The following is a 25,849-nucleotide window of genomic DNA, read 5'->3' as shown; positions in this document are numbered from 1 at the left end:
TGTTTATTGACACAGTCTGCGATCTCAAAAGAAGACATTAACGAGGCTCAATTGCTTCAACCTTACGGCTTACGGCCTATAATATTTCTGTCTACGCTTAACTGACTTTGTTACCAAACTCAGCTCAAGACTCGATACATAGTGTGCTAGGTCAACACTTCTATGGCTGCTCTTGCAACAGCTAGCTTATTTACACTTCGTGGCGCACCAATAATATATCTAAATTATAAGATTTTTTTGAAATAGGTACACTATTCCAGCAAAAATCTTATTAATTTTCGCTAAAAAAATCCATTAATTCATCAATTAAATAAGCTTTGTTAACAGCAATTATCTTTTATCTAAATTTTCAAAAAAATAAAAATATTTATCTAAATAACAAAACAACGTTTTTGTTGAATAAGTTTATGGCATACTTCAAGTAGTTTACGCATGCATGCAACTATAGCAACCTTTTTAGGTTTAAAATTGTTAACAAGCCTATCATATAAAGCTTTCAAATATTGAAAACCATTTTTGACACCGTTTTTACCAGCCAATACCGCCATATATAAAGCATATCGTGGTATTTTTCTGCCACCTCTAATAAATCTTCGTCCTTGCTTATTACCACTATCACGGGCATAAGGAGCTATCCCTACAATTGCTGACAATTCATTACTACTATAATTTTTATTCCCTAATTCAGGTAAAAAACTAATTAGTTTTTTAGCTACGCATTTACCAATACCAGGCACACTCTCTAATATTTTTACCTTCTCTTTCAACTCTTCTGACTCATCTATTACTTCACTTAATTTTTTATCAAGCTCAGCTATTTCATTCTGTAAAAATTTAATGAGCTTTTCTATACTCTTTTTATCAATACCATCAATACTATGATGTAGCCTCTTCTTTTCATTGCTAAGCATTAATACTAAATCTTCTCGCCTTTGCTGATATCTCTTCAAAGTATCGGATTCAACTTGATATAAATAATTAGCTGAAAGCTGCATCTTATCGCCATAATATGCTAATTTAAATGCGTCCTTCTTATCAGTTTTACACAAATTCACCGATTTACTAAATGAATTAAAGCTATATGTATTGACTTTATGTACCTGTTGTTTATTATTATACAATTTTTGGCAAATATCCGCTTCATAACCTCCAGTAGGTTCACATACTATTAGCTTAATTTCTTGTTCTTTTGTTAATTTTATCAGTTCTTCATGCCCTAACTTATCGTTGGAAAAACGATTATATATCGGTTTATTGTTAGACTCATATAAACATATATCTAACCATTTTTTACTTACATCTAGACCTATTATTTTACTCATGATATAATCTCCTTCATCTTATTGTGCAAGGCTGCTGTTTCCAGCACCTTCTGCAATTTGTTCAAAGCAAACTTTGTAAGAGGGTACTTATTCTGTTTACGACTATTTCAGTCCAGTGTCTATCAAGTCACCCTCTTACAATTACTTATATCATAATTTAAAGATATAAGTGTCTAGTTACTTGACATGGACATACAAAGTAATTACAGTATATTAAAATATTTTGAGTCTTATCGGTAACAAAAAATGCATGCAGAAATTATCAAAATTGGTAACTCAAAAGGCTTAAGAATTCCTAAAGTCTTTCTTAAATAATGTAAAATAAAAAATGTTGTAAACTTAACAGTAAGAGATCACGCTCTTATTATATACTACAGTTGTAGATTGAGTAAATTCTCTAACCGTCATTGCGAGGAGTGCATAAGCACTGCGAAGCAATCCTATTTTGTGTCATACCTGCAAAAGCAGGTATGCGGGAATGACAAATTACAATTGTGTCGTCGCCTAGTGATTCCTCGCAATGACGCTTGTACAGCATAATATCCTTATAATTTTTTGCTATTTTTACGATAGAATAAAAAATGTAGGGTATGAATTAAAGCTCACAGCAATCTGATCTGAAAACTATATTCGTATAAATTATTTTGGTATTTATGAACAAATGGATCTATTATTTTGGTACTAAAGGTGGGGATGGTAATGCCCAAATGAAAGACGTACTTGGCAGTAAAGGAGCTGGTCTTGCCGAGATGTCTAACTTAAATTTACCTATTCCAGATGGTTTTACTATTACTACGGAACTTTGTAATTATTTCTACAAAAATAATTACAGTTTGCCTGAGAATTTTAATAATGATTTAGTGATAGCTATTAAAAATTTGGAGAATTCTACAGGTAAGGTCTTTGGGGATCATAAGAATCCATTATTATTATCTGTCCGTTCAGGTTCAAGAGCTTCTATGCCTGGTATGATGGATACTATACTTAATCTTGGATATAATGATCAAGTTTGCGATGCACTGTCAAATATTACTGGAAATGAAATTTTTGCTCTTGACAGCTATCGGCGATTCTTAGAAATGTATGGATCAATGGCATTATCAATTTCAAATGGTTTATTTAAAAATGCATTTGAAATGCATAAGGTCAAATGTAATTTCTATCAAGAAAAAGAAATTACAGGAGATTTCTTAAGAGTCATAGTTGAAGAATTTAAAAAGATAATTTCTAATCATTGTGATCAATCATTTTCTGACCCATATAGACAACTAGAACAATCAATAAAAGCTGTATTAAAATCTTGGGCAGGTGATAGAGCGGTAACTTATAGAAAGTTACATAATATACCCGATGATTGGGGTACAGCGATTAATATACAGTCAATGGTTTTTGGTAATCAAGGAAGTAATTCTGCTACAGGCGTAGTATTTTCGCGTTGTCCTGCAACCGGTGAAAACAAGCTTTTTGGTGAGTATCTAGTAAATGCTCAAGGTGAGGATGTTGTATCAGGGACAAGAACCCCAAGCCCTATTATGTCAAATGAGCATGATATAGATTCCTCAATGCAAATGGTTATGCCCCAAATATTTGAGCAATTACAAGGAATATGCAAGAAGTTAGAGTTGCATTATTTGGATGTGCAAGATATTGAATTCACCGTACAAAACGGTGCTTTGTATATTTTACAAACACGCAGTGCTAAAAGAACAGCTTTAGCCAGCATTAAAATTGCCACTGATATGGTACAAGAAGGGCTGATTTCTAAACAACAAGCAATAATGCGTATAGATCCGGAATCGTTAACTCAGCTTTTGCATACGGCTATTGATTATAGTAATAGTTTAAACCATATCTCTAAAGGGTTGCCAGCATCTCCAGGGGCCGCTACTGGTATGGTAGTTTTTTCTCCTTATGATGCCGAGAAAATGTCGCATCATCATAAAGTAATTTTGGTACGCCATGATACTAGTCCTGAAGATATAAGTGGTATGTATGTTTCATCTGGTATTCTGACAGCCAGAGGTGGGATGACTTCACATGCTGCGGTAGTTGCTAGAGGGCTAGGAAAACCATGTGTTTGTGGGGCAAATGATGTGGTAATAGATGAAAAAAAACAGCTATTTAAAATAGGTAACACTATCATCAATTATGGTGACTTAATAACTATAGATGGTGGAACGGGAAAAATTTTCTTGGGAGAAGTGCCATTGATTCAGCCTACTTTTACTAAGGAGTTTCAAACAATTCTAGATTGGGCAGATGAGTTTGCTACTCTACAAGTTAGGGCTAATGCGGAAACTGTTTTAGATGCGGGTGTTTCCATAAAATTTGGAGCAAATGGGATAGGGTTATGTAGAACAGAACATATGTTTTTTGATCATGATAAAATTCCGTTAGTACGAGAAATGATCATTGCTCCCGATATAGAGAGAAGGAAACAGGCGATAAGTAAATTATTACCCTTGCAAATTCAAGATTTTAAAGCATTATTTAAAATTATACAGGGTAAAGCTATAAATATTAGATTGCTTGATCCACCTCTACATGAATTTCTACCAACAACAGAGGACGATAAAAGAAACTTAGCAAATGTGATGAATCTACCATTAGCTGTTGTTGAACAACGTTTGCACGCACTATATGAAGTGAATCCGATGCTTGGACATAGAGGATGTCGCCTCGGTATTTCTTATCCTGAAATTTATCAAATGCAAATAACGGCGATTCTTACCGCTATCAGAGAATTACAAGTTGACGAAAATATAAATACTATTTTGGAGTTAATGATTCCTTTAATTAGTGATGTTAATGAACTAAAAATATTAAAGACCCATATACAAGATGTTATTGCTCACATGGAAGATATTAACAAATGCAAGTTTGATTTCACTCTTGGTACTATGATCGAACTACCAAGAGCTGCTTTAAAAGCTGGAGAAATTGCTGAGGAGGTAGATTATTTTAGCTTTGGTACCAATGATTTAACGCAAACAACTTATGGTATTTCCCGAGATGATGTAGCATCATTTTTCCCGGATTATTTAGAAAAAAAAATCTTTGCATTTGATCCTTTTAGTAAATTGGATGAGGAAGGGGTCGGGGAGTTAATAGAAATTGCTATAAAACGTGGATTAAAAAACAATCCTACATTAAAACTTGGTGCATGTGGGGAGCATGCAGGCAATCCCTACTCTATAGAGTTTTTTCATAAAGTTGGTTTGCATTATGTATCATGTTCACCATACCGCATCCCTATAGCAAGGGTTGCTGCCGCTCAGGCGACAATAAAAGCGGATGGTTATAGCTAACAATTCTTCAAATAATTTGAGTATAAGTTCTATCTCTTAATAAATCAGCTATTGCCTGATAAGATTTAATAGCTCTTTCAGGATCAGTGGCAATCATTTCTGCTCCCAGTTTCTCATTATTACTCATATTCCATAAACGGCAATTATCAGGGCTGATTTCATCTGCCAACATTACCATAAAGTCTTCACCATTAAACACTCTACCAAATTCTAGCTTGCATTCAACAAGTCTTATACCAATACCTGCAAATAATCCACTTAAAAAATCATGTATTCTAATGGTTTGATGTTTCACTTCATCAATTTCTTGCTTATTTAACCAACCAAAATTCAGTATTTGATGCTCATTAATTATAGGGTTCTTTAATTCTCTACTTCTAACTCTAAAATCGATAACTGGGTGATCAAATACATACCCTTCCTCCATGGAGAATTCTTTTACAAACCTGCCACATGCTACTGTAGAAACCGATACTTGAATGGGGAAAATATCCACAGATTGTATTAATTGTTCACGCATATTCATTTTTTCAATTAAGTGGTTCTCTATCCCGACCATATCAAGCTTACTCATTATAAAGGATGAAATATTATTATTCAGTACCCCTTTACCCGAAATATCAAAAATCTCACCGTTTTCTAAAGTAATTTTGTCAGTAAAGGACATAATAAACGCAAAATCTTCTTGTGACTGATAAAGAGCTTTACTTGATCCTTGATATAATTTTTGTTTCATTGGAAGAATAACGTCAGAAAAATAGATTAAATAAACACTTTATGCTAATCCAGCTGGCAGTAATTGCTATAACAGCTATAATAAGACCAACTATAGAGACTATAAACCCAAGAAATATAGTTAATCCATCTCGATTTAAAAGACCTACTGTCATTATAGTGATACCAAAAGCAGGTACAGCATTTGTTAGAGGTAAAGGTATTGATATGGCAATAGCACAAATCAGCGATATTAAACCAATAAATTGTTCGCAATATATAGAAGATGCAAAACTAAATCTTGGTCGTATATATTTTTCCACCAATTTAATTTTTGGTACAATCTTGTTACTTATATTGATAAGTACATCATTGCTAATTTGATAGTTATTAATTTTCGATGGTAAAGAAACTTGCCTAAAGCCAAGCAACATCTGCATAGATAAAATAATCAAGGGTATCCCTACTATAGTAGTAAAACCCGGAGGATACGGTAGAGGAATTGCAATTGGTATGGCAAAGAAAAGCATTGTTAATAGAAGACCATTTTCATGAAAGTCAGTTAACAACTCACTGATTCTAGTCTTTTCTTTTTTTTCTTTTTGTCCTAGTTTGCAAAAAACACTAGATACTTTAGCTCTATCTAGTTGTTTATTTTTTGCAGTAATATTAAACATATCCACTTAAATTTTTTGTAAGTTATACTATAATAATTATACTATAATTTTAAATTATTAGGAAATAATTAATAATGGAATAATCCAATCAATGATTTTCCTAAATTCTGAAAAGCTATAGCGGAATGTAACACAATTGTAATGGATTTAGCAAAGAATATTTTCTATAATAGGCTTCTGCTAGGTTGCTGTGGAACTGTATACTCAACTCTTAATAACTTATAATAATAAATTATGAATTTTATCGATGAAGCTAAAATATATTTAAAAGCGGGTAATGGTGGTGATGGAGCGGTTAGTTTCCATCGAGAAAAGTATATTGATATGGGGGGTCCTGACGGCGGTGATGGCGGTCGTGGTGGTAGCATTATTTTTAAGAGCAATTCTCATCTTAATACTTTAGTAAATTTTAGGTATAAACTACATTTTAAAGCAGAAAATGGTGAAAATGGCAAAGGTTCAAACCGAACTGGTAAATCTAAACCAGCTTTACTCTTACAAGTACCAGTTGGAACACAAATATTTTCAGAACATAATGATGTTCTACTATATGATTTTACTTCAGATGAACAAATTTTTGAAATAATCAAAGGGGGGAAAGGAGGACTGGGTAATAGCCATTTTAAATCATCAATCAATCAAGCTCCACGACGTAGAACTGAAGGTATCGTGGGAGAAGAGATGTGGGTAAATTTACAACTCAAACTACTTTCAGATGTTGGGCTTATAGGTTTACCTAATGCAGGGAAGTCTACTTTTCTTGCAGCAACAACATCCGCAAAACCTAAAATTGCTGATTATCCATTTACCACACTAAGCCCAAATCTTGGTGTAGTTTATATAGATGATGAAGAATTTGTCATAGCTGATATCCCAGGTTTAATAGAAGGAGCCCATCTGGGACATGGACTCGGCGATAAGTTTCTAAAACATATTGAGAGGTGTAATTTATTGATTCATTTGATATCAGCAACAAGTGATAATTTGCTTGCTGATTATAAGACTATTAGAAATGAACTTGAATCATATTCAAGTTCACTAAAAAATAAGACAGAAATAATCTGTTTAAACAAATGCGATGTTTTGTTAGAGGAAGAAATTCAAAACAAAATTACTGAATTACAAAAAATTACCAGTGAAGAAATTTTTGCAGTTTCTGCCTATACAAGAACTGGATTGAATAGAATAATAAAAAAAGCTCTTGCAAAAATAAAAAGCACAAGATTGTAAAACTAATCATGTTGCTCGTATATATAGCTAACCCGATTAGCATTTAGTCATAGTAAACTGGCGTCATTGTGAGGAGTCTATTCGCTGTGACATGGCAATCCAAAAGTTGTAGCGGTAAAAATAAAACAACAAGCTGTTCATTTAGATTGCCACGCCACTTCGTGGCTCGCTAACGGTTATTCGTTTCTATAACCTAGTATTTTATACCATTAGTTGCGACTTTTAAATCGCCTTGGGGAGTCTAGACACTGTTAACAAAGCTTATTTGATTGATGAATTAATGGATTTTGTAGCGAAAATTAATAAGATTTTTGCCGAAATAGTATACCTATTTCAAAAAAATCTTATAATTTACAGCAAAAAAGACTTTATTCACCAATCAAATAAGCTTTGTTAACAGTGTTTAGTCATGCACAAATGTCTTTAAAAACATTATAACATTAGCTATATCTTGAGGTTTATTTAAACCAGCAAAGGACATTTTTGTACCAGGTATATATTGGCTAGGTTTATGCAAGAAATGAAATAAACTTTCTTCATCCCATATTCCCCCTTTGCTAGATAGAGCACTTGAATATTTATAATCCTCTGCTTTAGCTTTTTCCGTCCCAACGATATTCCATAGGTGTGGCCCAACCTTATTAGCTTTACTTTTATCAAACGAATGACACATCAAACATTTTTTCGCTATTTCCCTTCCCACCTCAGCATTAGCAGTTTTCATCAATTCTTCTATATTCACTGGTGCTTCTGCAACTACTTTGGCATCATGGTTATTAGGAGAATCGTCTGTTACTTCTACTTTGTAGCCTCGAGGCTCAGGATGTAAAGCTGGTTTATACAGAATATTTGTTACAAACCCTACCATCATTGCAATTAAACTTGCTAATAAAATAGAAGCAACAATTTTATTTAACTCTATTCCAGCCATCCCTATTCCAGACATGTTTATAATGTCATCTCCGTAGAGAGAATATGTATTACTAATTAGAACAATTTTTGTACTGGAGCGGGTGAAGGGATTCGAACCCTCGACTTCGACCTTGGCAAGGTAGCGCTCTACCCCTGAGCTACACCCGCTTTTAAAACACTAAAAATTGTGGATAAAAACAATTGTTCTTATCCCAAATTGAGGTAAAAGACTCGCTTGTACAAAAACAAATCATAAATATAGGATATACTATAAAAAGATCAAGAAGAAATAACATCAAAAGAGATTTAATTTTAAATATTATTCCAGATACCTACTTTCGTAGGGGGGATATCAAAACCGTAGATACTTTAATTATAGCAGTTAACATATTAGGTTCATATAGCTAATTCGTTAAGGTTTTAGATAACTTCTCGTCATTGCAAGAGTACATAAGCACGACAAAGCAATCCACTTCTGGTCTTTTGGATTGCTTCGCCGCCTAAAGTGACTTCTCGCGACAGTTAGAGAGCATTTTTTTTCCTTAAATTAGTACATTATGTCGAATTACACTTTTACTACAAAATAAAAAATAGGGTATGCGGCTTTACACACTCTTTGCTAATAGACGAAGTAATGTTAGTCGGTCAGAGCTATACCTAGAATCTTGGAAATATAGCTTCTGGCTGACTAATATTACTGCCTGGAGTTAAATTAAACTCCTTGGTTAAATGCTTAAACATCCTCTGACTTTCTGGCACACCAAGCTGATCAAGCATTTTACTAGCTGAATCAGGGGTAAATGGCTGTAACATTACGGCAATATATCTTAGTGTTTCAAGTAGCGTATACAACACCTTGCCCATCTTTATAGGATCAGTTTTCTTTAACTGCCAAGGAGCTTCTCGGTCTATGTAAATATTTGCTTCTTCAGTTAAAGTAATAATATTTTCTAACACCGAGTTAATATCAAATCTATCCATAAATATTAAATTTTCTGATATAATTTGTTGTGATGTTTTAATTAAAAATGATTCATAAATGCTATTGATAGATTCCTGGATAATTACCGGAATTTTTGCATCATTATTCTTATACACAAAGGCTAGAGTTCTTTGTAACAAATTACCAATTTTATTAGACAGCTCACTGTTGGTTCTATTAATCAAACCACTTCGAGAATAACTTCCATCTGAACCAAATATTATCTCTCTCATCAAATAATATCTAACTGGATCTAAACCAAATTCTTTTATTAATTGCAGCGGATCAATGACATTTCCTATAGATTTCGATATTTTTTGCCCCTCATTAGTCCACCAACCATGTGCCATAATACATTTTGGCAGAGGCAATCCCGCTGCCATCAGAAATGCTGGCCAGTATACTGCATGAAAGCGTAATATATCTTTACCAACCACATGCACATCAGCTGGCCAAAATTTATTATATTGGCTTGTATCATTTGGATATCCTAAAGCTGAAATATAGTTTGTTAACGCATCAAGCCATACATATATTACATGTTTTTCGTCGTTTGGTACTTTAATCCCCCACTTAAAACTAGAGCGTGATATAGATAAATCATGCAGCCCTGACTTAACAAAGCTAATAACTTCGTTACGCCTAGTATTTGGCCTGATAAAATCAGGATTGGCATCGTAAAAATCTAACAATTTATCTTGCCATTTTGATAAGGCAAAAAAGTAACTTGGTTCTTCAAGCCATTCAACCGGAGCCTGAGTCGGAGCTAATCCGTCTGCTGTTAATTCTGATTCATTATAAAATGTCTCATCACGCATAGAATACCAACCTTTATAGCTATCTAGGTAAATATCACCATTATCAAGCAATTTTTGCCACAAACTACTTACCGCCTGTTTATGTCTAGCTTCTGTAGTTCTAATAAAATCATCATTAGAGATATTCATTGAATGCATTAACGTACGAAAAGTTTCAGATACTGTATCAGTAAATATTTGCGGTTCAACATTTTTGGCAATAGCAGATTTTTCTACCTTTTGACCATGTTCATCAGTACCCGTTAGAAACATTACATCTTTACCTGATAAACGCATAAATCTTGCTATCACATCGGATGCAACACTTGTATAAGCATGTCCTATGTGAGGTATATCATTGACATAATAAATCGGAGTAGTAATATAATATGTGTTTTTCATAATGGTCAATTGTTGGAAACAAATATAGTATATTTATTATAGTTATTTTGCTAAACTAGTATACTATAAAAATAGTTAAAATAACTTATTCAGTAGGGAATAATTATATGAAACATTATACATTGTTAGAGCAAGAATTAGAGCAAATTTCTCAAATTAATAACGTGATTAGTATACTTTATTGGGATATTGCAGTAAACATTCCACAAGGATCGATTGATAGTAGAACAAACGAAATATCACTACTATCTTCCATGGTACATTCTAGATTAACATCACCAAAACTCGGAGAATTAGTAGCAGCGGTTTCTGAAAACCTAAATATACTAGATATTTGGCAGTTAGCAAATTTACAAGAAACAAAAAGACGGATTGTAGAATCTAACTGTATAGATGATGATTTAAGGAAAAAATATCTTATTGCTAGTGCAAAATGTGAGTTAATTTGGCGGAATGCTAGAAAAAATAATGATTACCTATCGCTTAAACCTTACCTACAAACAGTATTAGATTGCGTACAAGAAATGGCCAAATCTAAAGCTAAAGTACTAAATTGCACAGTATATGATGCTTTGCTTGACACATATGACCCTGACCGTAAGCTAGATGAAATTAAAATAACTTTTAATAATATCAAAAAAACCATACCTGGATTAATTGCTCAGATAGTAGAAAAACAAAGCAAAGAACATGTTTTACCTATAGTTGATGCTATCAGTAAAGAACAGCAAAAACTAATTGCCAAAAGGCTTATGACAATAATGGAGTTTGATTGCACTAAAGGTAGATTAGATGAATCGGCTCATCCATTTTGTCAAGGCACTCCTAATGATATTAGATTAACTAATAGATATGATGAGCGTAATTTTATTTCAGGGATTATGGGAATTATGCATGAAACCGGTCATGCTTTATATGAACAGAACTTGCCTAGTAAATATAAAAATCAACCCGTAGGTAAGGCTAAGGGTATGGCTGTTCACGAAAGTCAGTCTTTATTTATGGAAATGCAAGTAGGCAGATCACGAGAATTTTGTGAATTTCTATCAATGCTACTTAAGGACGAATTTGGATTTAAAGGACAAGAATATTCTGGAGATAATCTTTACAAATTAATGACTAGAGTAAAACCTAGTTTTATTAGAGTAGAAGCAGATGAAGTTACTTATCCAATGCATGTAATAGTTAGGCTTGAACTGGAAGAGTTGTTAATTAGTGGAGAGCTAACTTTGGATGATTTGCCATATTATTGGAATAATAAGATGCAAGAATATTTAGGAATTACTCCACAAACAGATACAAATGGATGCTTACAAGATATACATTGGCCAATGGGAAGTTTTGGTTATTTCCCATCTTATACTAATGGAGCAATTATTGCTTCAATGCTTATGAAGAAAGCACAAGAAGTTAATCGCAATATGAAAAAGGAAATCACCAGAGGAGAATTCAACGGTATAAACCAATTCTTGAATAATAATCTTAGAAACTATGGGTCCTTAAAAAGCACTGGTGAATTAATTAAAGACGCTACGGGCGAAGATCAAATTCAATCAGAAATATTTTTAAACTATCTCAAACAAAAATATTTATATTAATGGTATTTATAGCTAACCCAACTAACATTACGCCGTTATTGCTATGAGATACTTTGGTGGCAATGAAGCAATCCATTTCTAATCACTTTCTTGGATTGCCACGACCACTAAGTGATCTTGCAGTGGTGCTTGGAGAAGAACTCCCGACTTCCGCAATTTTTGAGAAAGAGCGAGGTTGGAAGGATTATGGATTATTAGGCACAACAAACCGCAATGCTGCAAATGTAACAGGTATAATGGTAAGGAGCAAATGAAACTATCAATTAACTCATCCCTACCAAATTTACTAACAAAAGAGCCATTAAAATCAATTTATTGCAAGCTTTTTAGTAAAGAAGATGGTAAAATAAGCATAAAGGGTTCAGCTCAAATGGGCTAATGAACCAGATAAATAAAGATAACATTTAATAATAATTAAGAGGTTGGATTACATGTTTTTATCAAAGTTTCTTGATCCTAAAAATGATTTTTGTTTTCGTAAAATCTTTGGTACGGAAAAGAACAAAGATATACTTGTGCATTTTTTAAATGATGTTCTTAAGTGTGAAGGAAATGAGAAAATAATTGAGGTGACGTTTTTACCCACTATCCAAGACCCTGATATTGCTATTTATAGAAAGTCTATTGTTGATGTGTTATGTAAAGATCAACACGGTAATCAATTCATAGTGGAGATGCAGGTAAGCAAACACCCAGGGTTTGAAAAAAGAGCTCAATTTTATGCTGCTAAAGCATATTCTCAGCAAAGAGTTGAGGAAGATGAGAAGCATAAGAAATTGGCAGTATACGCCAAATTAAAAGGAGTAATATTTTTAGCAATAGCAGATTTTGTGATGTTTGAAGATAAAAAACATTGGAAATCAGAACATCGTCTTTTAGATACGGAGAGCTATGCCCATGATTTAAAAGATTTTTACTTTGTATTTTTAGAGTTAGCAAAATTCAACAAAGCTGTAGATGAGTTGAAGACTATAGAAGAAAAGTGGGTGTACTTTTTTAAGCATGCCGGAGATAGTAAATTAACATTAACAGAAATAGAGCATTTAATAGGTAAAGATGAAATTATTAGAAGAGCCTTTGAAGCGGTAGACCAAGCTAGCTGGTCAGAGGCAGAGCTTAACACCTATGAGCAAATGACCAAAGCTCGTCTTGATAATTTAGCGGTAGAACAGCAGAAGATTGAAGATGCTGAGGCTAGAGGTAAAGCTGAAGGCAAAGCTGAAGGTATTAAAGAAAATGCTATAGTTGTGGCAAAGAAAATGTTGGATAAAAGAAAGCCAATGGATGAAATCATTGAATTTACCGGGTTAACTATTGAAGAAATAGAACAGTTGAAAGAAGAATAAGCAGATAAGTAAATAATGTTGTGCCTAAAAATCTGTAACCATTATATCCATGCCTCTTCTAACCTTTGATCTTATCAAAAACTGCGGAAGTCGGGAAGAACTTTTTTACTTAAATTTATACACGTACCGAATTACACTTTCACGATAAAATAAAAAATGTAGCTATGGTAATCTATTCCCATTAAAAAAGAAATGTTCACAACAAACTAGACACTTATACGATTAGCTAGACACTGTTAACAAAGCTTATTTAATTGATGAATTAATGGATTTTTTAGCAAAAATTAATAAGATTTTTGCTGGAATAGTGTACCTATTTCAAAAAAATCTTATAATTTGCAGCAAAAAAGACTTTATTCACCAACTAAATAAGCTTTGTTAACAGTGTCTAATAGTCATAAAACTGCTACCCTCTAGCCATAAAATTTTGCAAATGATTTCATTGTCAGGATATAGCTTCGCTACTATATGTCGGTAAAAATTCAATTGATCAATATACGATTCCTTAACTAGTTGACGGTTTTTAGGTGGGTTGGCATCTGATTTGTAATCAATAATGGTTATTGTCTTCGCATCAATGGCAAGTAGATCAATCCTTCCTATTTTAGCATCATCATTTAGATTTGTTCCTATAGTTACTTCAGTTTTTAGTTCTTGAGAAATAAGTGTCATAAATTCTGCATTATTTAGTAACTTATCAATATTTTCATGAATTTTCTCTTGTAAAATTACTGGTAACTTTTCAATAAACGGGTGGGTATGCATACTAGAAAAATCATTAATCTTTACGGCATCTTCTAGAATTTTATGAAATATCCAACCATATTCCAAATGATCATTAACTATAAGAGGAGAATTGACCGAATAATTTTGCTTGGTAATTTTATTAATAAGAGAAAGATTAGGTATCCATTTAATGTCGTCCCCGTGTAGGTAAGAATCTATATCCCTACTTTCGCAAGGGTAACCCCCATCACTGGTGTTATTCCTACTTTCCTTAATGTTATCCTTGTTTTCGTATTGATGACACTCCTTATCAATAACCGTTTCATAAACTATAATTCCATTCTCATATGGCTTACCATGCATATTCATTGCTCTAGAAATTAACTCATACCAACAATTTTGTGGCAGCTTATTACCACTTGCCTGATAACCACATATCACTAAATAATCTTCCGCTCTAGTCATTGCCACATAAAGTAGCCTGATATATTCTTGTAAATCTTTTTGTTGTTCCTGTTCCTTGAGAGCTTTAAAAAATTCTGGGCTATTAGATGATTGAGTGACAGAGAACATCTTGCCATCTTGATCCCAAATAAATTTATTGCTATTAGTTGGTACTGAACTAGTATCACACAGAATAACAATTGGTGCTTGTAGACCTTTAGAAGCATGTACGGTCATAACTTTTATCTTGCTTGACGATTCTAGATTCCTTTTAATGTCAATTTTGTTATTTTCAAACCAATAAACAAAGCTTTGTAGAGAGCTATCTATATTATTGGCATAATTAGTACTTAAATATATCAGTTCATTTATTACGTCATTACTATCAAACCCATTAGACTCAACTAAAGTTCTTCTAACATCCCAACAATCGACAATTAATGAGAAGAAATTCCTACAATTACTAACTTTGTATAGCTGTAAAAAACAACATAATTTATTATATATATTTGTATATTCCGCTATAGTTTTCAGATATGCCCAAATAGAATTCTTCCCTCGAGAAATTGCAATCAACTGTATTTCTTGTTCACTCATACCGATTATTGGTGATTTTAATAGACTAATCAAATTCAAATCATCTTGAGGTAGTAGCACAAATTTTGCTATAGCTATTAAGTCTAATACTGACAAACTTTTGTCTAAAGTGATTCGGTCGACATCTTCTACTTGTAAACCATGTTGCTTAAGACAGTTAATAACTTCAAAAACCAATTCATCTCTCTTGCGTACCAGAATCATAAAATCTGATTCTTTCACTGGCGAATTAGTAGCAGGTAGAATTTTTTGGCTTGCTATCTGGCTTTTTATAAAATTAGCAATTTGTTCCGCAAGTACTTGCTGAGCAGATTTTGATTTATTATGCTCTTCTGGTAAGGGCCAAAATAACTTAGTCTCTTTCTCGCCTCTAACTAGCGGCCAGATTTCAACTCTACCTTTATCAGTTTGGCGAAATGGTAAAATTTTAGGATTTTCAGGGGGAAATAATTGAGGGGTAGTATTTTTAATTTGTTGTAAAATTAGATAAACAATATCGATAATTTTTTCGGTAGATCTGTAGGACCATTCAAGAGTAATATCTCTGAAATTTTTATTTGCCCCAGATAATTTTTTATTAACATCATTAAAAGAGCTAAGATTTGCTCCTTGGAAGCTAAAAATTGACTGTTTTTCATCGCCTACGACAAAAATAGTACTTTTTTTATGCTTAGTGGAAGAATAAAAGTCTGCTATAATTGCAGTGATAATGGTCCATTGTTCTGGGCTAGTATCTTGTGCTTCATCAACAAGTAAATGCTCAATCCCGCCATCAAGTTTATATGATACCCAACTTTTTGTACTATCATCTGTTAATAATAATTGTGTCAAATAAATTAAATCATCATAATCTAGCAGACTGTACTCAGTTTTATAGGAATCATATTTATCAAGAAAAATCTTTGCCAAATTACGTAATAAATTTGAATAATTCTCCATATCTTGCATTTTAGCTTGTTGCTCTAACTGAAAGATTTCTTCCTGAATATATTCAAGCTCATTCAATAATTTTGGGTAGTTTGTTGCCATAGATTTAGGCAACATGTTTTTACGCTTAGTACCTTCTTTCGTAAAAAAAAATTGTTGAATTTCCTGATCTAGATTAATATCTATTGAATATTTTGCAAGTAATTGCCGAGCCTTGTCATAAATATTTGATAATTGTTCAGGAATATAAGAACTAATAGTTTGATGTTCCTTGTAATCCATTTGCTTAGCAAATAATTTCTTAAACTTAATCTTTTGCTGAATTATTTCAGAGAAAATATCATTGATGGTTACTTCATGAAAGTTTGTCAAAAAAAAACTGATCAGCTCGTTATAAGTTGGATCTAAATAGATTTGGTTTCTTATTTTGTTAACAACCCCTTGGGCTGTAATCTCGTCAAGAATCTGAAATTCTGGATTAATACTTGCTTCAAAAGGAAATAATTTAAGCATCTTTTGACAAAAAGCATGGATAGTATAAATGTTAATCCCCTCTTCAGAGTTTAGCAGTTTGTAATATAAAGTTTTGGTATATTGCACCTCACTTTCTAAAGGCTCCCTGGCAAGTAATAAACCTAACTCTTTAGCCAGTTTAGTATTTTCCTCTACAGCAAACTCAGCAAGTTTATTTCTAATTCTGCTCTGCATTTCAAGGGCAGCTGCATTAGTGAAAGTTAAGCATAAGATTTTGTTAAATGGAGTCCCATTAATTAGCAATCTGAGTACTCTGTCTGTTAGGATTTTTGTTTTGCCTGTGCCAGCTGATGCAGAAACCCAAACAGAATATTGTGGGTTTGATGCTTGTTGTTGTAATTCGTTCATTTTTTAAAAGGAGTCCTATTATTTAAAGCAAGAATATACTCCTCATTTATTTTTCTTTCGCCCACAAATCCATATCATATTGTTTACAATATTCGAACATAGATACAGTATTAGGGTGCTTTATTCCAAACTCCTTGACTTGCAGTTTGCCAAAAAATTTATAACTAAATAAGTTTTTTACTTTACAGGCAGCTTTTGCTCCTTGAGTATATAGGTAACTAACTTGGGCTACATTCTTACGATTATTTCTATACAAGTAATAATATATGGTATTAGCTTTATTATAGGATTCTATTGCTGCTTTTATATTATCTTGGACAAATAGAATATCACCTTGTATTACATAACTAGCTGCTAAATTTGGATCTTCCGAATAATCTGCTCCTTTGGGATTCCTACGCTCGTCGGATAAAAATATAGAGATAGCCTTGTTAACATGTTTTAGGGCTTGCTCTATCTTATCCAGTCCTAACTCACTTTTTGCCATTTGACTATAAATACGACCTAATATTTCGTGAACATCTTTTTGGGATGATTTACACAAATCATATAGTTGCTTAACTTGAGTATATGCTTGTTGATATTCTTCAAGATAATTTAATATCTCTACTTTACGAACGTAAAGCTCTATAAGAAATAGATCGTCAAGACTTAATCCATTTTTAGTATCTATTTCTATAGTTTTGTTATTTTGCTCTAATGATTCGCTATACTTTCCTTGTAGCAAGAACAACTCTGTTTTCGCACTATGTATATAGGACAGGTCACTTTTATCCATTAAACCTTCATTAAACCTTCGTTCTACAATTTGAATGTTTTTTTCCGCTTCTTGAACCCGTCCTAATGAGATATTATACATTGCTAAAGCATAATATAAACTCCACGCAGAAAATTCATAACCTTTCATATTGTCAAATACTTCTTTTGCTCTTGTACAATAATTTATTGCTACTATATAATCAGAACGGTTAATAGCATGATTCCATGCTATTGCTTGTAGGAACACTGCATATGCATATTTTTCATCATTATTCATTGACCATAATTTAAACTTATCAGTTCCATTTTGATCATTCTCATTGAACCAATTAATTAATTTCTCTACATTAAGGTAATCGGCAGAATTCATATATTGTATTATTAGCTGTGCATTCAATTGCAGAAGTTTATATATATTTGAATTATATTTTGCAGCATTCCTAGCAAGAATTTCAAGATTCTCATGTATAGTTTTTGCTTTCCTAAAAAGCTGAGCTTTTACCACAGCCTTTGGTACACATCCGATTAATTTAGTAACGATATCCTCTAAATAAGCTTTATTATTCTTATTACCATTAATTTCAGCTATTTTCTGAGCAATAACATCATGCATCTCAAAGATAGGGTTAGTTTCCTGTGGAGTAATATTAGATATTAAGGCAAATTTAGATAATTGATAAATATCATCATTTATAGTACTTTGATCGTCAGTAATAAAACTTAGCAATTCCTTTGAAAAACCGTGATTATTTATTAAGGCTATTTTATTTAATAAATTTCTTGCACTTGGCTTTAATTCATTGATTACTAATGTAATATTTAATTTAATTTTGTCTGTTGATTGTTGGATTTTCTCCCTATATCCCTTTCCATCTAAACCTTGTACATTATTTAATAATTGTGCACCCTGTACTATCAAGATCGGATAACCAGCAAATTCTTCGCTCAAGAATTCCACTGATTTTGGATCATTATGTTCTAAAATATTGTTAGCAAGAGTAATGATGTCACCTTTTTCAAATGCAGTCATTTTAACTATGTTAGGTAATATTTCACTATCTTGGGAGCAAAATATAATATGCCCGTTATGTTCCCAATCAACGAATTCTTGAACTTTTTTATTTTCACCTACCTTCAGATTGTCAAATATCAGTAACCATTTTTCTTGATTCGATAAATAGTCCATTACTTCTTTTCGTATTAATTTTATATCTTCTGATATTAAATTAGATTTAGCAGTACTATTAATCACTTTTGCTAGTTTTAATAATTCTTGATTAATATCTAAATTACAGTCAATAAACCAAATAAGTTTACAATCATTTTGATTCTCATAAGCATACATCCTAGCAAGCTGGGTTTTTCCCATACCACTGGTACCTATAATACTCGCTTGCCGATACTTAATTAAGTTGTTCTTGAGTAGATTTAGTTGTTTAACATGATTAACAAAATAAGTAACTGGTGTAACGACATTAGATATTTGTTGTTGAGCAAATGAATTAAAGGGCATTATAAATATCAGTAATAATATTAAGTATTTATTCATTTTTTGCTCCTAGTGAACAGTTTTTCACAGTGATGTTTGTGAATTTGGCCTAATGTTAATCAAGATAGCTATAATTAGTTATATTACCTCAATTTATTTAACTACACTCTTTAACTATTGTCAACTATTAATTCTATGTAGTATTTCAGGACAGTTTAAAAAACTACTCATGTATGGAACTTATATGTATGGAACTTATAACAATATCAAGAACCTATTCAGATTAGCTATATTCTAAAACTTAAAAAAAACTTAGCCCTCTTCTAGTTCTAAAAGTTTCTTCTTGATCTCAAGCCCCCCAGCGTAGCCAGTTAGCTTGCCATCAGTACCTATAACTCTATGACATGGTACTATAATTGACAGAGCGTTACGTGCAACAGCATTTGCTACTGCACGTACAGCTTGAGGAGCAAATATTAAATTCGCAATATTCTTATAGCTTACCACCCTACCATAAGGTATGGTAGAGATAGCGAACCATACTTTTTCTTGGAAATTAGTCCCCGTGAAACGATAAGCTGTGGTAAATTCCTTTCTAAAACCATTTATGTATTCTGTTAATTCTTGGTAAGTTTGATCAAATATGCTAGAAATTTGCTGCTCATGATAATCATTGCTTAAAATTGGCATGTGTTCTTGTCCGACAAAATATAAACCTGTTAAGAAATTGTCATTCGCTGTCAATAACATCCTCAAATGATTTGAAGATGTTAGAGCAGTTGGTAAGTCTATATATCTATATATTTTGGTCATTAATGTATACCTATTAGACACTGTTAACAAAGATTATTTGATTGATGAATTTTGGTATAGTTATACCAAATTCATGCAATAAACCCCTAATTTCATTTGCCAAAGCTGTACGATTTTTTACCAATCTTTCTCGAACCCGGTGAATAGACAAAACATCCTGTTGCTCTACCGACTTTATTGGGATAAATCTCATCGTAGGACGACCTACCGCTTCGCATATTGCTTCTGCATCTTTAAAATCATTTTTATTGCTTTTAACATATGGTTTAACAAATTATGGTGGTCCCGTTTGTCTAGCCCGGATATTGCATGAAGGTATCAAGATTTACCTATGAACCCCTTGTAATATAAGGGGTTTGGAAGAATTGTACAAAAATACAAATTGTATATTTAGAGTTTTATATATTTTAGCCCGTATCCCTCATGAGACAAGGACTAGAACAATTGGTTTATTATCTATCATGCATTATTCAGGCTAGAGCATTTTTACCCCCTTTTCTCTACTTTGCTAATTTTTAATTTTCAAAATTCATACAACCATACCATAAACCTCTTCTCATGCAATATTCAGGCTAATGATTTTGGTTGGTTAGCCATAAAATCTAAAAACTTTTCTCTTGTTAATTTTTTCTTAAAAATATTTTTTCCATATTTATCTACTGCATGCAAATGAAAAATATTTTTTGCTAAATCTATTCCTATTATGTTATATTCCATTTTGGAGCTCCCTATTGTTGTTTTAATACATTAAACATTAAATCTAGAAGAATAACATCTGCTATTCATTCTGTATATAGGGTAGTTCCATACATAAGTGATTTACGCTAATAATCTTATTCTTATATAACCTGAGTTCGATGTAACTTGTTACATCGAACTCAGGTTAACTAATATACTTAAATGATTTAAAGAATTGGAACGTAAAACAAGGGGTGAGCGAACGGAGCGTAGATAAGGATTGTTCATACATGAGTATCCTGAAGTTTTATTACGAAGCCAATTCTTCAAAGCAGAAGAATATACAGGGGCTACATTGCTTTAAACCTGATTGACTTATAGCTGAATTTAATATAACTTGTCATATCAAATTCAGACTATTATATATAAGGAATTCCCATGGACAGTTTAATGATTAAAGGGGGTGTTCCCCTTGAAGGTAGTATTAGCGTTAGCGGATCTAAAAATGCAGCATTACCGATTATGACAGCTGCACTGCTTACGGATAAGCTTAGTATTAATAATATTCCAAAGCTTACTGATATTCTCACAATGAAAAAATTACTTGAGAATTTAGGTAGTGTTATCACTGTAACTGATCATCAAGATCACTTGAGCATGGATATCGATAGCAGCAATATTAATAATTTTACTGCCCCATATGATATAGTGCGTAAAATGCGTGCTTCTATTTGGGTTCTTGGACCGTTACTCTCTAGATTCTCTAAAGCTAAGGTTTCCTTACCTGGAGGATGTGCTATAGGTGCTAGGCAAGTAGACCTACATATAGCAGCTCTGCAAGCTATGGGAGTCAATATTAATGTTGATCATGGTTATATTAATGCTACGATCAAAGGCAAATTAAAAGCTGTACATTTTGTTTTTAAACAAATATCTGTTGGAGCAACAATTAACTCCATAATGGCAGCCACTTTGGCTGAAGGAGAGACAATATTATTTAACTGTGCTAGAGAACCAGAAATTGTTGATCTGTGCCATTGCCTTAACAAAATGGGGGCAGAAATAGATGGAATTGGGACAAGAGAAGTAAGAATTATTGGCAAATCTTATTTAAAAAATACCCACTATTCAGTCATGCCGGATCGTATTGAAGCTGGTACCTACATGATGGCGGCTGCCATTACTAAAGGCAATTTAAATATTTATGGAATTAACAGCAATATTGTTGAAAATATAGTATTAAAACTCATTGAAGCTGGCATAAAAGTTGAGCCTATTGATAATGGTTTAAGAGTTTCTTATGTAGACAGATTAAATCCCGTGGATATCCATACAAGTCCATATCCAGGTTTTGCAACAGATTGCCAAGCCCAGTTTATGAGTCTTATGACTCTTTGCAACGGTTCTGCAACAATCACCGAAACTATTTTTGAAAACCGCTTTATGCATGTTCCTGAATTATGTCGAATGGGGGCTAAGATAACAGTTAAAGGAAATAGTGCTATAATACACGGTGTACCTTTTCTGACAGGGGCTGAAGTTATGGCAAGCGATCTCAGAGCATCTGTATCTCTAGTATTAGCTGGACTTGCTGCTAATGATACAACAAAAATACGTCGAATTTATCACTTAGATCGTGGATATCAAACCTTGGAAAAAAAATTAAGTAATTGTGGGGCAAATATAGTACGAGTTACAGGAGATAGTGTTTAACTATAATGCCCCCCTAACCCGGATATTGCATGATAGAAATGAACCAATTGTGCTAGCCCTTGTCTCATGAGGGCTACAGGCTAAAATATATAAAATTTTAAATATACAATTTGTATTTTTGTGCAATTCTTCTAAACTCTTTATATTACAATGGGTTCAGAGATAAATATTGATACCTTCATGCAATATCCGGGTTAGGTGCCAAACCGCTTTAAGCCTGATTGTTTCTATATACACCCCTGAGTTCGATGTAACTTGTTACATCGAACTCAGGTTAATTAGTTATCTCCGACAGTCTCCTATCCTTGGTTAGCTATAACCCATCCATTATAAACTATTTAAGAAACACAGGAATTACCTCTCCTCGCCAAGTAAGCACAGTCATCATGCTTGAGTAAGTCAATATCATATGAAAAGCTTTTATTGGTTATGTAATATTCCAGTAATCGCATCATACCTTGTTTATGACGAGCCAACTCTTCTCTAGTGAACTCTATCTCCAAAGTTTGGATTATTGGCTTCGAGCTAGAAATTTTTACATAAACGGCCTGTTTAACATTATGAACTTCTATACCAAAACCACCTTCTTGTAACATTAACGCCTCAATTATTAGCTGCGGGGATAATCCAGTTTCCACATCTTTTCTACTCGGCAAACTACCAGTCTTATAATCGATAATGACAGCTGCCCCAAACTCATCTATCTCAATTCTATCAGCTACTCCAATTATTGTTAATTTCTGCCCACCAATATTCAATGAAATTTCTCCTCTACTTTCAGAATAAATATATTTGCAATCATTTCTACGTTGTTCATCAAACTCAATAAAAGACTCAGCAATAGGCACAAATTTTATTTGCCAAATTTTTTGCGTATAGGTTGGCAAAATAGTATTCTGTAAAATATTATTACTAATATCCAATATTAAGCCAACTTTGTTATTTTCTAACTTATTATAATTTTTTGAATATTGTTCTAAAACCTTATGAACAAAACTACCAAATTCAGATATTTTAGGCTCATGCCCTATCATATCTCTACTTCTGACGTTCAAAATCTTCTTGGCATAGAAACTATAAGGATTCCGTACTAACATTTCTATATCAGTAACTGATATTGTTTCGGGAAAAATTGGGCTACTGACATAACTAAGTAAATTGGCATCATTGCGAGGATCTACTAGAGTAGCTCCTTGCAATGACGATAAGTCACTTTCTGATAAATATGTTAAATAATTTTCTGAAATCAGACTTTGTTGTAAAATAAATTGTAATTTTAGTAATAAATTCGATGGTAATAAACTAGATTTACCATCTTGTCTTTTTGCTCTAGTAATTATTACTTGGGTATTATGCAGAAATAAATAGAAATAATATTGATCTATAGAAGCTCCAATAACCATGTGCAATTTTTTTAGTGTTTGCTCATTAATCCATTGGCTAATAGATGATGATGACGACCAGCATCCTTGATTAAAGTCGGTTAAAATTACTAGATCAAATTTAAGTAACATTAAATCTTCAGCTTTACCAATGATTATATTTTTAGAATAATTTTGATGGGCAAAATACTTACAACTAGACATTAAGCCCTTCAATAACCTTGGAAAATCTTTTTTATTGTCTAATGTTAAATTACAATTAGTCTTTATTAACTCCGATAGAAAATTTGATAATTCAGCAGCTGACTGTTCATGCCAAATATCTCGGTAAAGTTTCTCCGCAATGCTAATCGAGGATTTTAGTATTTTAACAAAATTATTACCACTATTGGTATAAAGTAAGTCTATTAGTTTCTTACCCCACTTTATTAATGCACTATCATTGGTTTTTTCTACTAAAGACAGCATTTGATCGGGTTGCCGGATAAAACGGTTTTTGCCGCTCATTAAAAGCTCTAATCTTTCAACTAATTTACAGTTAATCAAAGGATTCTTTAATAGTAAAAATAACTTTTTTATATCAAAATCATTACATAATATTTCACTAACAGAAATAATTAGAGAACTAACCAGTGTTTCTGATAAATTATCACCTAGTAAATCTTGAAATTCTAAGGAATATTTGGTTAAAAAATTACAATAAAAATTCTTGGTTGTTTGATTATTAACAATAATAGCTATTTTCTTATCACTATATTGTTGGCAAGTTCGGCTTATTTGCTCTGCCTCTTGAAAAATATCTTCAAGTTCAAAATATTTTATATGATCTATAGCTAATTGTTGAGATTCATCAATATCGTCAAAAATTATCTTATCGAAAATCAAATGATCTGACTGATGGTTACCCAAAAGTTGGAAATCCAATAAATTTTTATTGAGAATGGTCAGTAATTTTTTAAAATTATATAAGCAATCTTCTTCAGGATTACCAATATACCTCTTTTGAAACTCTACTTCTGCTGGTGATTTGTACGTCGATGCGGTACTCGAATCCTCACGTATATTAGAGTACGCTGCGGTTCTGCGTTCCGCGTCTCCTTCAAATCCCTCAGCATAAGCGAGTTTCAAAAGAGGTCTAATAGAATCTGCCAAATTACTAAACAAATTTTCGTCATTGCGAGAAGGCGTGAGCCGACGAAGCAATCCATCTCTAATCACTTCTCTAGATTGCTTCGTCGCCACTGAAGTGGCTACTCGCAATGACTCCTGTAAATTAGGAGTAATGCTAGTCGGGTTAGCTATAGGCGGCAAAACTATAAAACCATCAGGCGAATTAGCAACATTCTTCAAAAAATTCCATAATATGGGATTATCCCCTACTATACCGGCTACTATTAAACTAGTCCCAGCTCTTCTCAGCCTTGCTATCTCTGCATCCATCATAGTTATTTGATAATTTACCCGATCTAGTAATCTTAACAATTTTATCTTTTTTTGCCATTCGGAATGGGTGTATTTAAGAAATTGATAAATAACACTCCAATGTTGCGATGCATTGATTTTTTCTATTTCGTTTACAGAGTCTATCGATAAATTATTACAAGCTAGTTGATAAAATAACTCGGCTATTGTTGAACAAAATTGCAAAGATTGTGTTATGCTGAATTGTGACTCACGGTAACTATGAATGATTTCTGCTAGAATAATTCTTTCTTGCAACAACGTTATAGGCTGTAAATTTTCTGATGCAATAGCAAAGACTTCTGCACCTTCAGCCATAATATTAGATAAAGGGATAATATTCGGCAAAATCGCAATATTCTGTTTGTTAATCAAAATATTTTGTAATTTCCAACAAGCAAAACCACTCGGCAATATAACTTTAAGATTGCCAACAAAATTCTTCTTACTGAAATTATCTAAAATAAAATCAGCTAATATATCTAAAAACGATGAAGATGGGTTAATTCTATAGAGATTCATTAAATTACCTTTATTTCGATTAGGTATACTCAAATGATTTGAAGAATTGGATTTGAAAATGAGGGGCGAGTACACGCAGCGTACTATAGTACGTGAGTATACGAGTCCCTGATATTTTCAAAAAACAATTCTTTAAATCATTTGAGTATATAGCTAACTAGATTGGTA

At 32.7% G+C, this 25,849-nt stretch carries 17 protein-coding genes, 1 tRNA gene and 2 pseudogenes; 7 read left to right on the top strand and 13 right to left on the bottom strand.

The annotated features are described in order from the left end of the window. Positions 1-371: 371 nt before the first annotated feature. Positions 372-1,322, bottom strand: coding sequence for a transposase (locus AAGD39_RS03415; RefSeq protein WP_341756716.1), 951 nt, complete (start codon positions 1,320-1,322; stop codon positions 372-374). A gap of 653 nt (positions 1,323-1,975) precedes the next feature. Between AAGD39_RS03415 and ppdK the strand changes: the two genes are divergently transcribed. Continuing rightward, positions 1,976-4,630 (top strand): pyruvate, phosphate dikinase, encoded by a 2,655-nt coding sequence (ppdK, locus tag AAGD39_RS03410; RefSeq protein WP_341757186.1) that lies wholly within the window; start codon positions 1,976-1,978, stop codon positions 4,628-4,630. A 7-nt stretch (positions 4,631-4,637) separates the two neighbouring features. Here the strand turns inward: ppdK and AAGD39_RS03405 are convergent, their stop codons facing one another. Next, entirely contained in the window at positions 4,638-5,366 is a 729-nt protein-coding gene (locus AAGD39_RS03405) for a phosphoribosylaminoimidazolesuccinocarboxamide synthase (RefSeq protein ID WP_341757185.1), read from the bottom strand. Between the two features lie 13 nt (positions 5,367-5,379). Further along, positions 5,380-6,021 carry an exopolysaccharide biosynthesis protein gene (locus AAGD39_RS03400; protein WP_341757184.1) on the bottom strand — a complete coding sequence of 214 codons (642 nt, stop codon included), beginning with the start codon at positions 6,019-6,021 and terminating at the stop codon, positions 5,380-5,382. A gap of 234 nt (positions 6,022-6,255) precedes the next feature. Here AAGD39_RS03400 and obgE point away from each other — a divergent pair, with 234 nt between their 5' ends. Next, a complete protein-coding gene (gene obgE, locus AAGD39_RS03395; RefSeq protein WP_341757183.1) occupies positions 6,256-7,251 on the top strand; it encodes a GTPase ObgE in 996 nt (331 codons plus the stop codon). Between the two features lie 403 nt (positions 7,252-7,654). Here the strand turns inward: obgE and AAGD39_RS03390 are convergent, their stop codons facing one another. The 3 genes from AAGD39_RS03390 to metG form a co-directional block, all read right to left on the bottom strand. Continuing rightward, complete coding sequence (locus AAGD39_RS03390; protein ID WP_341757219.1) at positions 7,655-8,182, bottom strand: c-type cytochrome; 528 nt, start codon at positions 8,180-8,182, stop codon at positions 7,655-7,657. 74 nt (positions 8,183-8,256) lie between these two features. Next, positions 8,257-8,331, bottom strand: a tRNA-Gly gene (locus AAGD39_RS03385). Between the two features lie 489 nt (positions 8,332-8,820). Beyond that, on the bottom strand, positions 8,821-10,344 hold the full coding sequence (gene metG, locus AAGD39_RS03380) for a methionine--tRNA ligase (protein ID WP_341757182.1): 1,524 nt from the start codon (positions 10,342-10,344) through the stop codon (positions 8,821-8,823). Between the two features lie 107 nt (positions 10,345-10,451). Between metG and AAGD39_RS03375 the strand changes: the two genes are divergently transcribed. The 4 genes from AAGD39_RS03375 to AAGD39_RS03360 all read left to right on the top strand — a co-directional run bounded on the left by AAGD39_RS03375 (position 10,452) and on the right by AAGD39_RS03360 (position 13,288). Then, positions 10,452-11,942: a carboxypeptidase M32 gene (locus AAGD39_RS03375; RefSeq protein ID WP_341757181.1), complete on the top strand. Its 1,491-nt coding sequence runs from the start codon at positions 10,452-10,454 to the stop codon at positions 11,940-11,942. 62 nt (positions 11,943-12,004) lie between these two features. Continuing rightward, positions 12,005-12,196, top strand: coding sequence for a hypothetical protein (locus AAGD39_RS03370; RefSeq protein ID WP_341757180.1), 192 nt, complete (start codon positions 12,005-12,007; stop codon positions 12,194-12,196). Next, the gene (locus AAGD39_RS03365) at positions 12,193-12,321 is read left to right on the top strand and encodes a hypothetical protein (protein ID WP_341756455.1); all 129 of its coding nucleotides are present in this window, start codon (positions 12,193-12,195) and stop codon (positions 12,319-12,321) included. The genes AAGD39_RS03370 and AAGD39_RS03365 overlap by 4 nt, the downstream gene beginning before the upstream one ends. A gap of 52 nt (positions 12,322-12,373) precedes the next feature. After that, positions 12,374-13,288: an Rpn family recombination-promoting nuclease/putative transposase gene (locus tag AAGD39_RS03360; protein WP_341757179.1), complete on the top strand. Its 915-nt coding sequence runs from the start codon at positions 12,374-12,376 to the stop codon at positions 13,286-13,288. A 378-nt stretch (positions 13,289-13,666) separates the two neighbouring features. Here AAGD39_RS03360 and AAGD39_RS03355 read toward each other — a convergent pair whose 3' ends face one another. The 6 genes and pseudogenes from AAGD39_RS03355 to AAGD39_RS03330 all read right to left on the bottom strand — a co-directional run bounded on the left by AAGD39_RS03355 (position 13,667) and on the right by AAGD39_RS03330 (position 20,642). Continuing rightward, positions 13,667-13,960 (bottom strand): PD-(D/E)XK nuclease family protein, encoded by a 294-nt coding sequence (locus AAGD39_RS03355; protein ID WP_341757218.1) that lies wholly within the window; start codon positions 13,958-13,960, stop codon positions 13,667-13,669. A 435-nt stretch (positions 13,961-14,395) separates the two neighbouring features. Beyond that, positions 14,396-16,864 (bottom strand): annotated as a pseudogene (locus AAGD39_RS03350) (UvrD-helicase domain-containing protein); the annotation flags it as partial. A 46-nt stretch (positions 16,865-16,910) separates the two neighbouring features. Next, the gene (locus tag AAGD39_RS03345) at positions 16,911-19,172 is read right to left on the bottom strand and encodes a tetratricopeptide repeat protein (protein WP_341757178.1); all 2,262 of its coding nucleotides are present in this window, start codon (positions 19,170-19,172) and stop codon (positions 16,911-16,913) included. A gap of 252 nt (positions 19,173-19,424) precedes the next feature. Continuing rightward, positions 19,425-19,925 carry a methylated-DNA--[protein]-cysteine S-methyltransferase gene (locus tag AAGD39_RS03340; protein ID WP_341757177.1) on the bottom strand — a complete coding sequence of 167 codons (501 nt, stop codon included), beginning with the start codon at positions 19,923-19,925 and terminating at the stop codon, positions 19,425-19,427. A gap of 49 nt (positions 19,926-19,974) precedes the next feature. Continuing rightward, positions 19,975-20,199, bottom strand: a pseudogene (locus AAGD39_RS03335) (IS110 family transposase); the annotation flags it as partial. A 293-nt stretch (positions 20,200-20,492) separates the two neighbouring features. Continuing rightward, positions 20,493-20,642, bottom strand: coding sequence for a hypothetical protein (locus AAGD39_RS03330; RefSeq protein WP_341757176.1), 150 nt, complete (start codon positions 20,640-20,642; stop codon positions 20,493-20,495). Between the two features lie 399 nt (positions 20,643-21,041). Here AAGD39_RS03330 and murA point away from each other — a divergent pair, with 399 nt between their 5' ends. Further along, positions 21,042-22,316 carry a UDP-N-acetylglucosamine 1-carboxyvinyltransferase gene (murA, locus tag AAGD39_RS03325; protein ID WP_341757175.1) on the top strand — a complete coding sequence of 425 codons (1,275 nt, stop codon included), beginning with the start codon at positions 21,042-21,044 and terminating at the stop codon, positions 22,314-22,316. Positions 22,317-22,654: 338 nt separating this feature from the next. On the opposite strand, the gene AAGD39_RS03320 is transcribed toward murA, so the two are convergent. After that, entirely contained in the window at positions 22,655-25,681 is a 3,027-nt protein-coding gene (locus tag AAGD39_RS03320; RefSeq protein WP_341757174.1) for a PD-(D/E)XK nuclease family protein, read from the bottom strand. Positions 25,682-25,849: the final 168 nt, after the last annotated feature.

Origin of the sequence: Candidatus Tisiphia endosymbiont of Nemotelus nigrinus (genome assembly GCF_964026475.1) — a bacterium.
GTDB lineage: Bacteria > Pseudomonadota > Alphaproteobacteria > Rickettsiales > Rickettsiaceae > Tisiphia.
Note: the sequence above shows the minus strand (reverse complement) of the source record. Positions and strands in the feature narration are given on the sequence as shown.

What these genes read in the sequence shown, in the direction of transcription:
- AAGD39_RS03415 (WP_341756716.1), bottom strand. Translation starts at nt 1,322, where the DNA reads ATGAGTAAAATAATAGGTCTAGATGTAAGTAAAAAATGGTTAGATATA.
- ppdK (WP_341757186.1), top strand. Translation starts at nt 1,976, where the DNA reads ATGAACAAATGGATCTATTATTTTGGTACTAAAGGTGGGGATGGTAAT.
- AAGD39_RS03405 (WP_341757185.1), bottom strand. Translation starts at nt 5,366, where the DNA reads ATGAAACAAAAATTATATCAAGGATCAAGTAAAGCTCTTTATCAGTCA.
- AAGD39_RS03400 (WP_341757184.1), bottom strand. Translation starts at nt 6,021, where the DNA reads ATGTTTAATATTACTGCAAAAAATAAACAACTAGATAGAGCTAAAGTA.
- obgE (WP_341757183.1), top strand. Translation starts at nt 6,256, where the DNA reads ATGAATTTTATCGATGAAGCTAAAATATATTTAAAAGCGGGTAATGGT.
- AAGD39_RS03390 (WP_341757219.1), bottom strand. Translation starts at nt 8,182, where the DNA reads ATGGCTGGAATAGAGTTAAATAAAATTGTTGCTTCTATTTTATTAGCA.
- metG (WP_341757182.1), bottom strand. Translation starts at nt 10,344, where the DNA reads ATGAAAAACACATATTATATTACTACTCCGATTTATTATGTCAATGAT.
- AAGD39_RS03375 (WP_341757181.1), top strand. Translation starts at nt 10,452, where the DNA reads ATGAAACATTATACATTGTTAGAGCAAGAATTAGAGCAAATTTCTCAA.
- AAGD39_RS03370 (WP_341757180.1), top strand. Translation starts at nt 12,005, where the DNA reads ATGAAGCAATCCATTTCTAATCACTTTCTTGGATTGCCACGACCACTA.
- AAGD39_RS03365 (WP_341756455.1), top strand. Translation starts at nt 12,193, where the DNA reads ATGAAACTATCAATTAACTCATCCCTACCAAATTTACTAACAAAAGAG.
- AAGD39_RS03360 (WP_341757179.1), top strand. Translation starts at nt 12,374, where the DNA reads ATGTTTTTATCAAAGTTTCTTGATCCTAAAAATGATTTTTGTTTTCGT.
- AAGD39_RS03355 (WP_341757218.1), bottom strand. Translation starts at nt 13,960, where the DNA reads ATGACACTTATTTCTCAAGAACTAAAAACTGAAGTAACTATAGGAACA.
- AAGD39_RS03345 (WP_341757178.1), bottom strand. Translation starts at nt 19,172, where the DNA reads ATGAATAAATACTTAATATTATTACTGATATTTATAATGCCCTTTAAT.
- AAGD39_RS03340 (WP_341757177.1), bottom strand. Translation starts at nt 19,925, where the DNA reads ATGACCAAAATATATAGATATATAGACTTACCAACTGCTCTAACATCT.
- AAGD39_RS03330 (WP_341757176.1), bottom strand. Translation starts at nt 20,642, where the DNA reads ATGGAATATAACATAATAGGAATAGATTTAGCAAAAAATATTTTTCAT.
- murA (WP_341757175.1), top strand. Translation starts at nt 21,042, where the DNA reads ATGGACAGTTTAATGATTAAAGGGGGTGTTCCCCTTGAAGGTAGTATT.
- AAGD39_RS03320 (WP_341757174.1), bottom strand. Translation starts at nt 25,681, where the DNA reads ATGAATCTCTATAGAATTAACCCATCTTCATCGTTTTTAGATATATTA.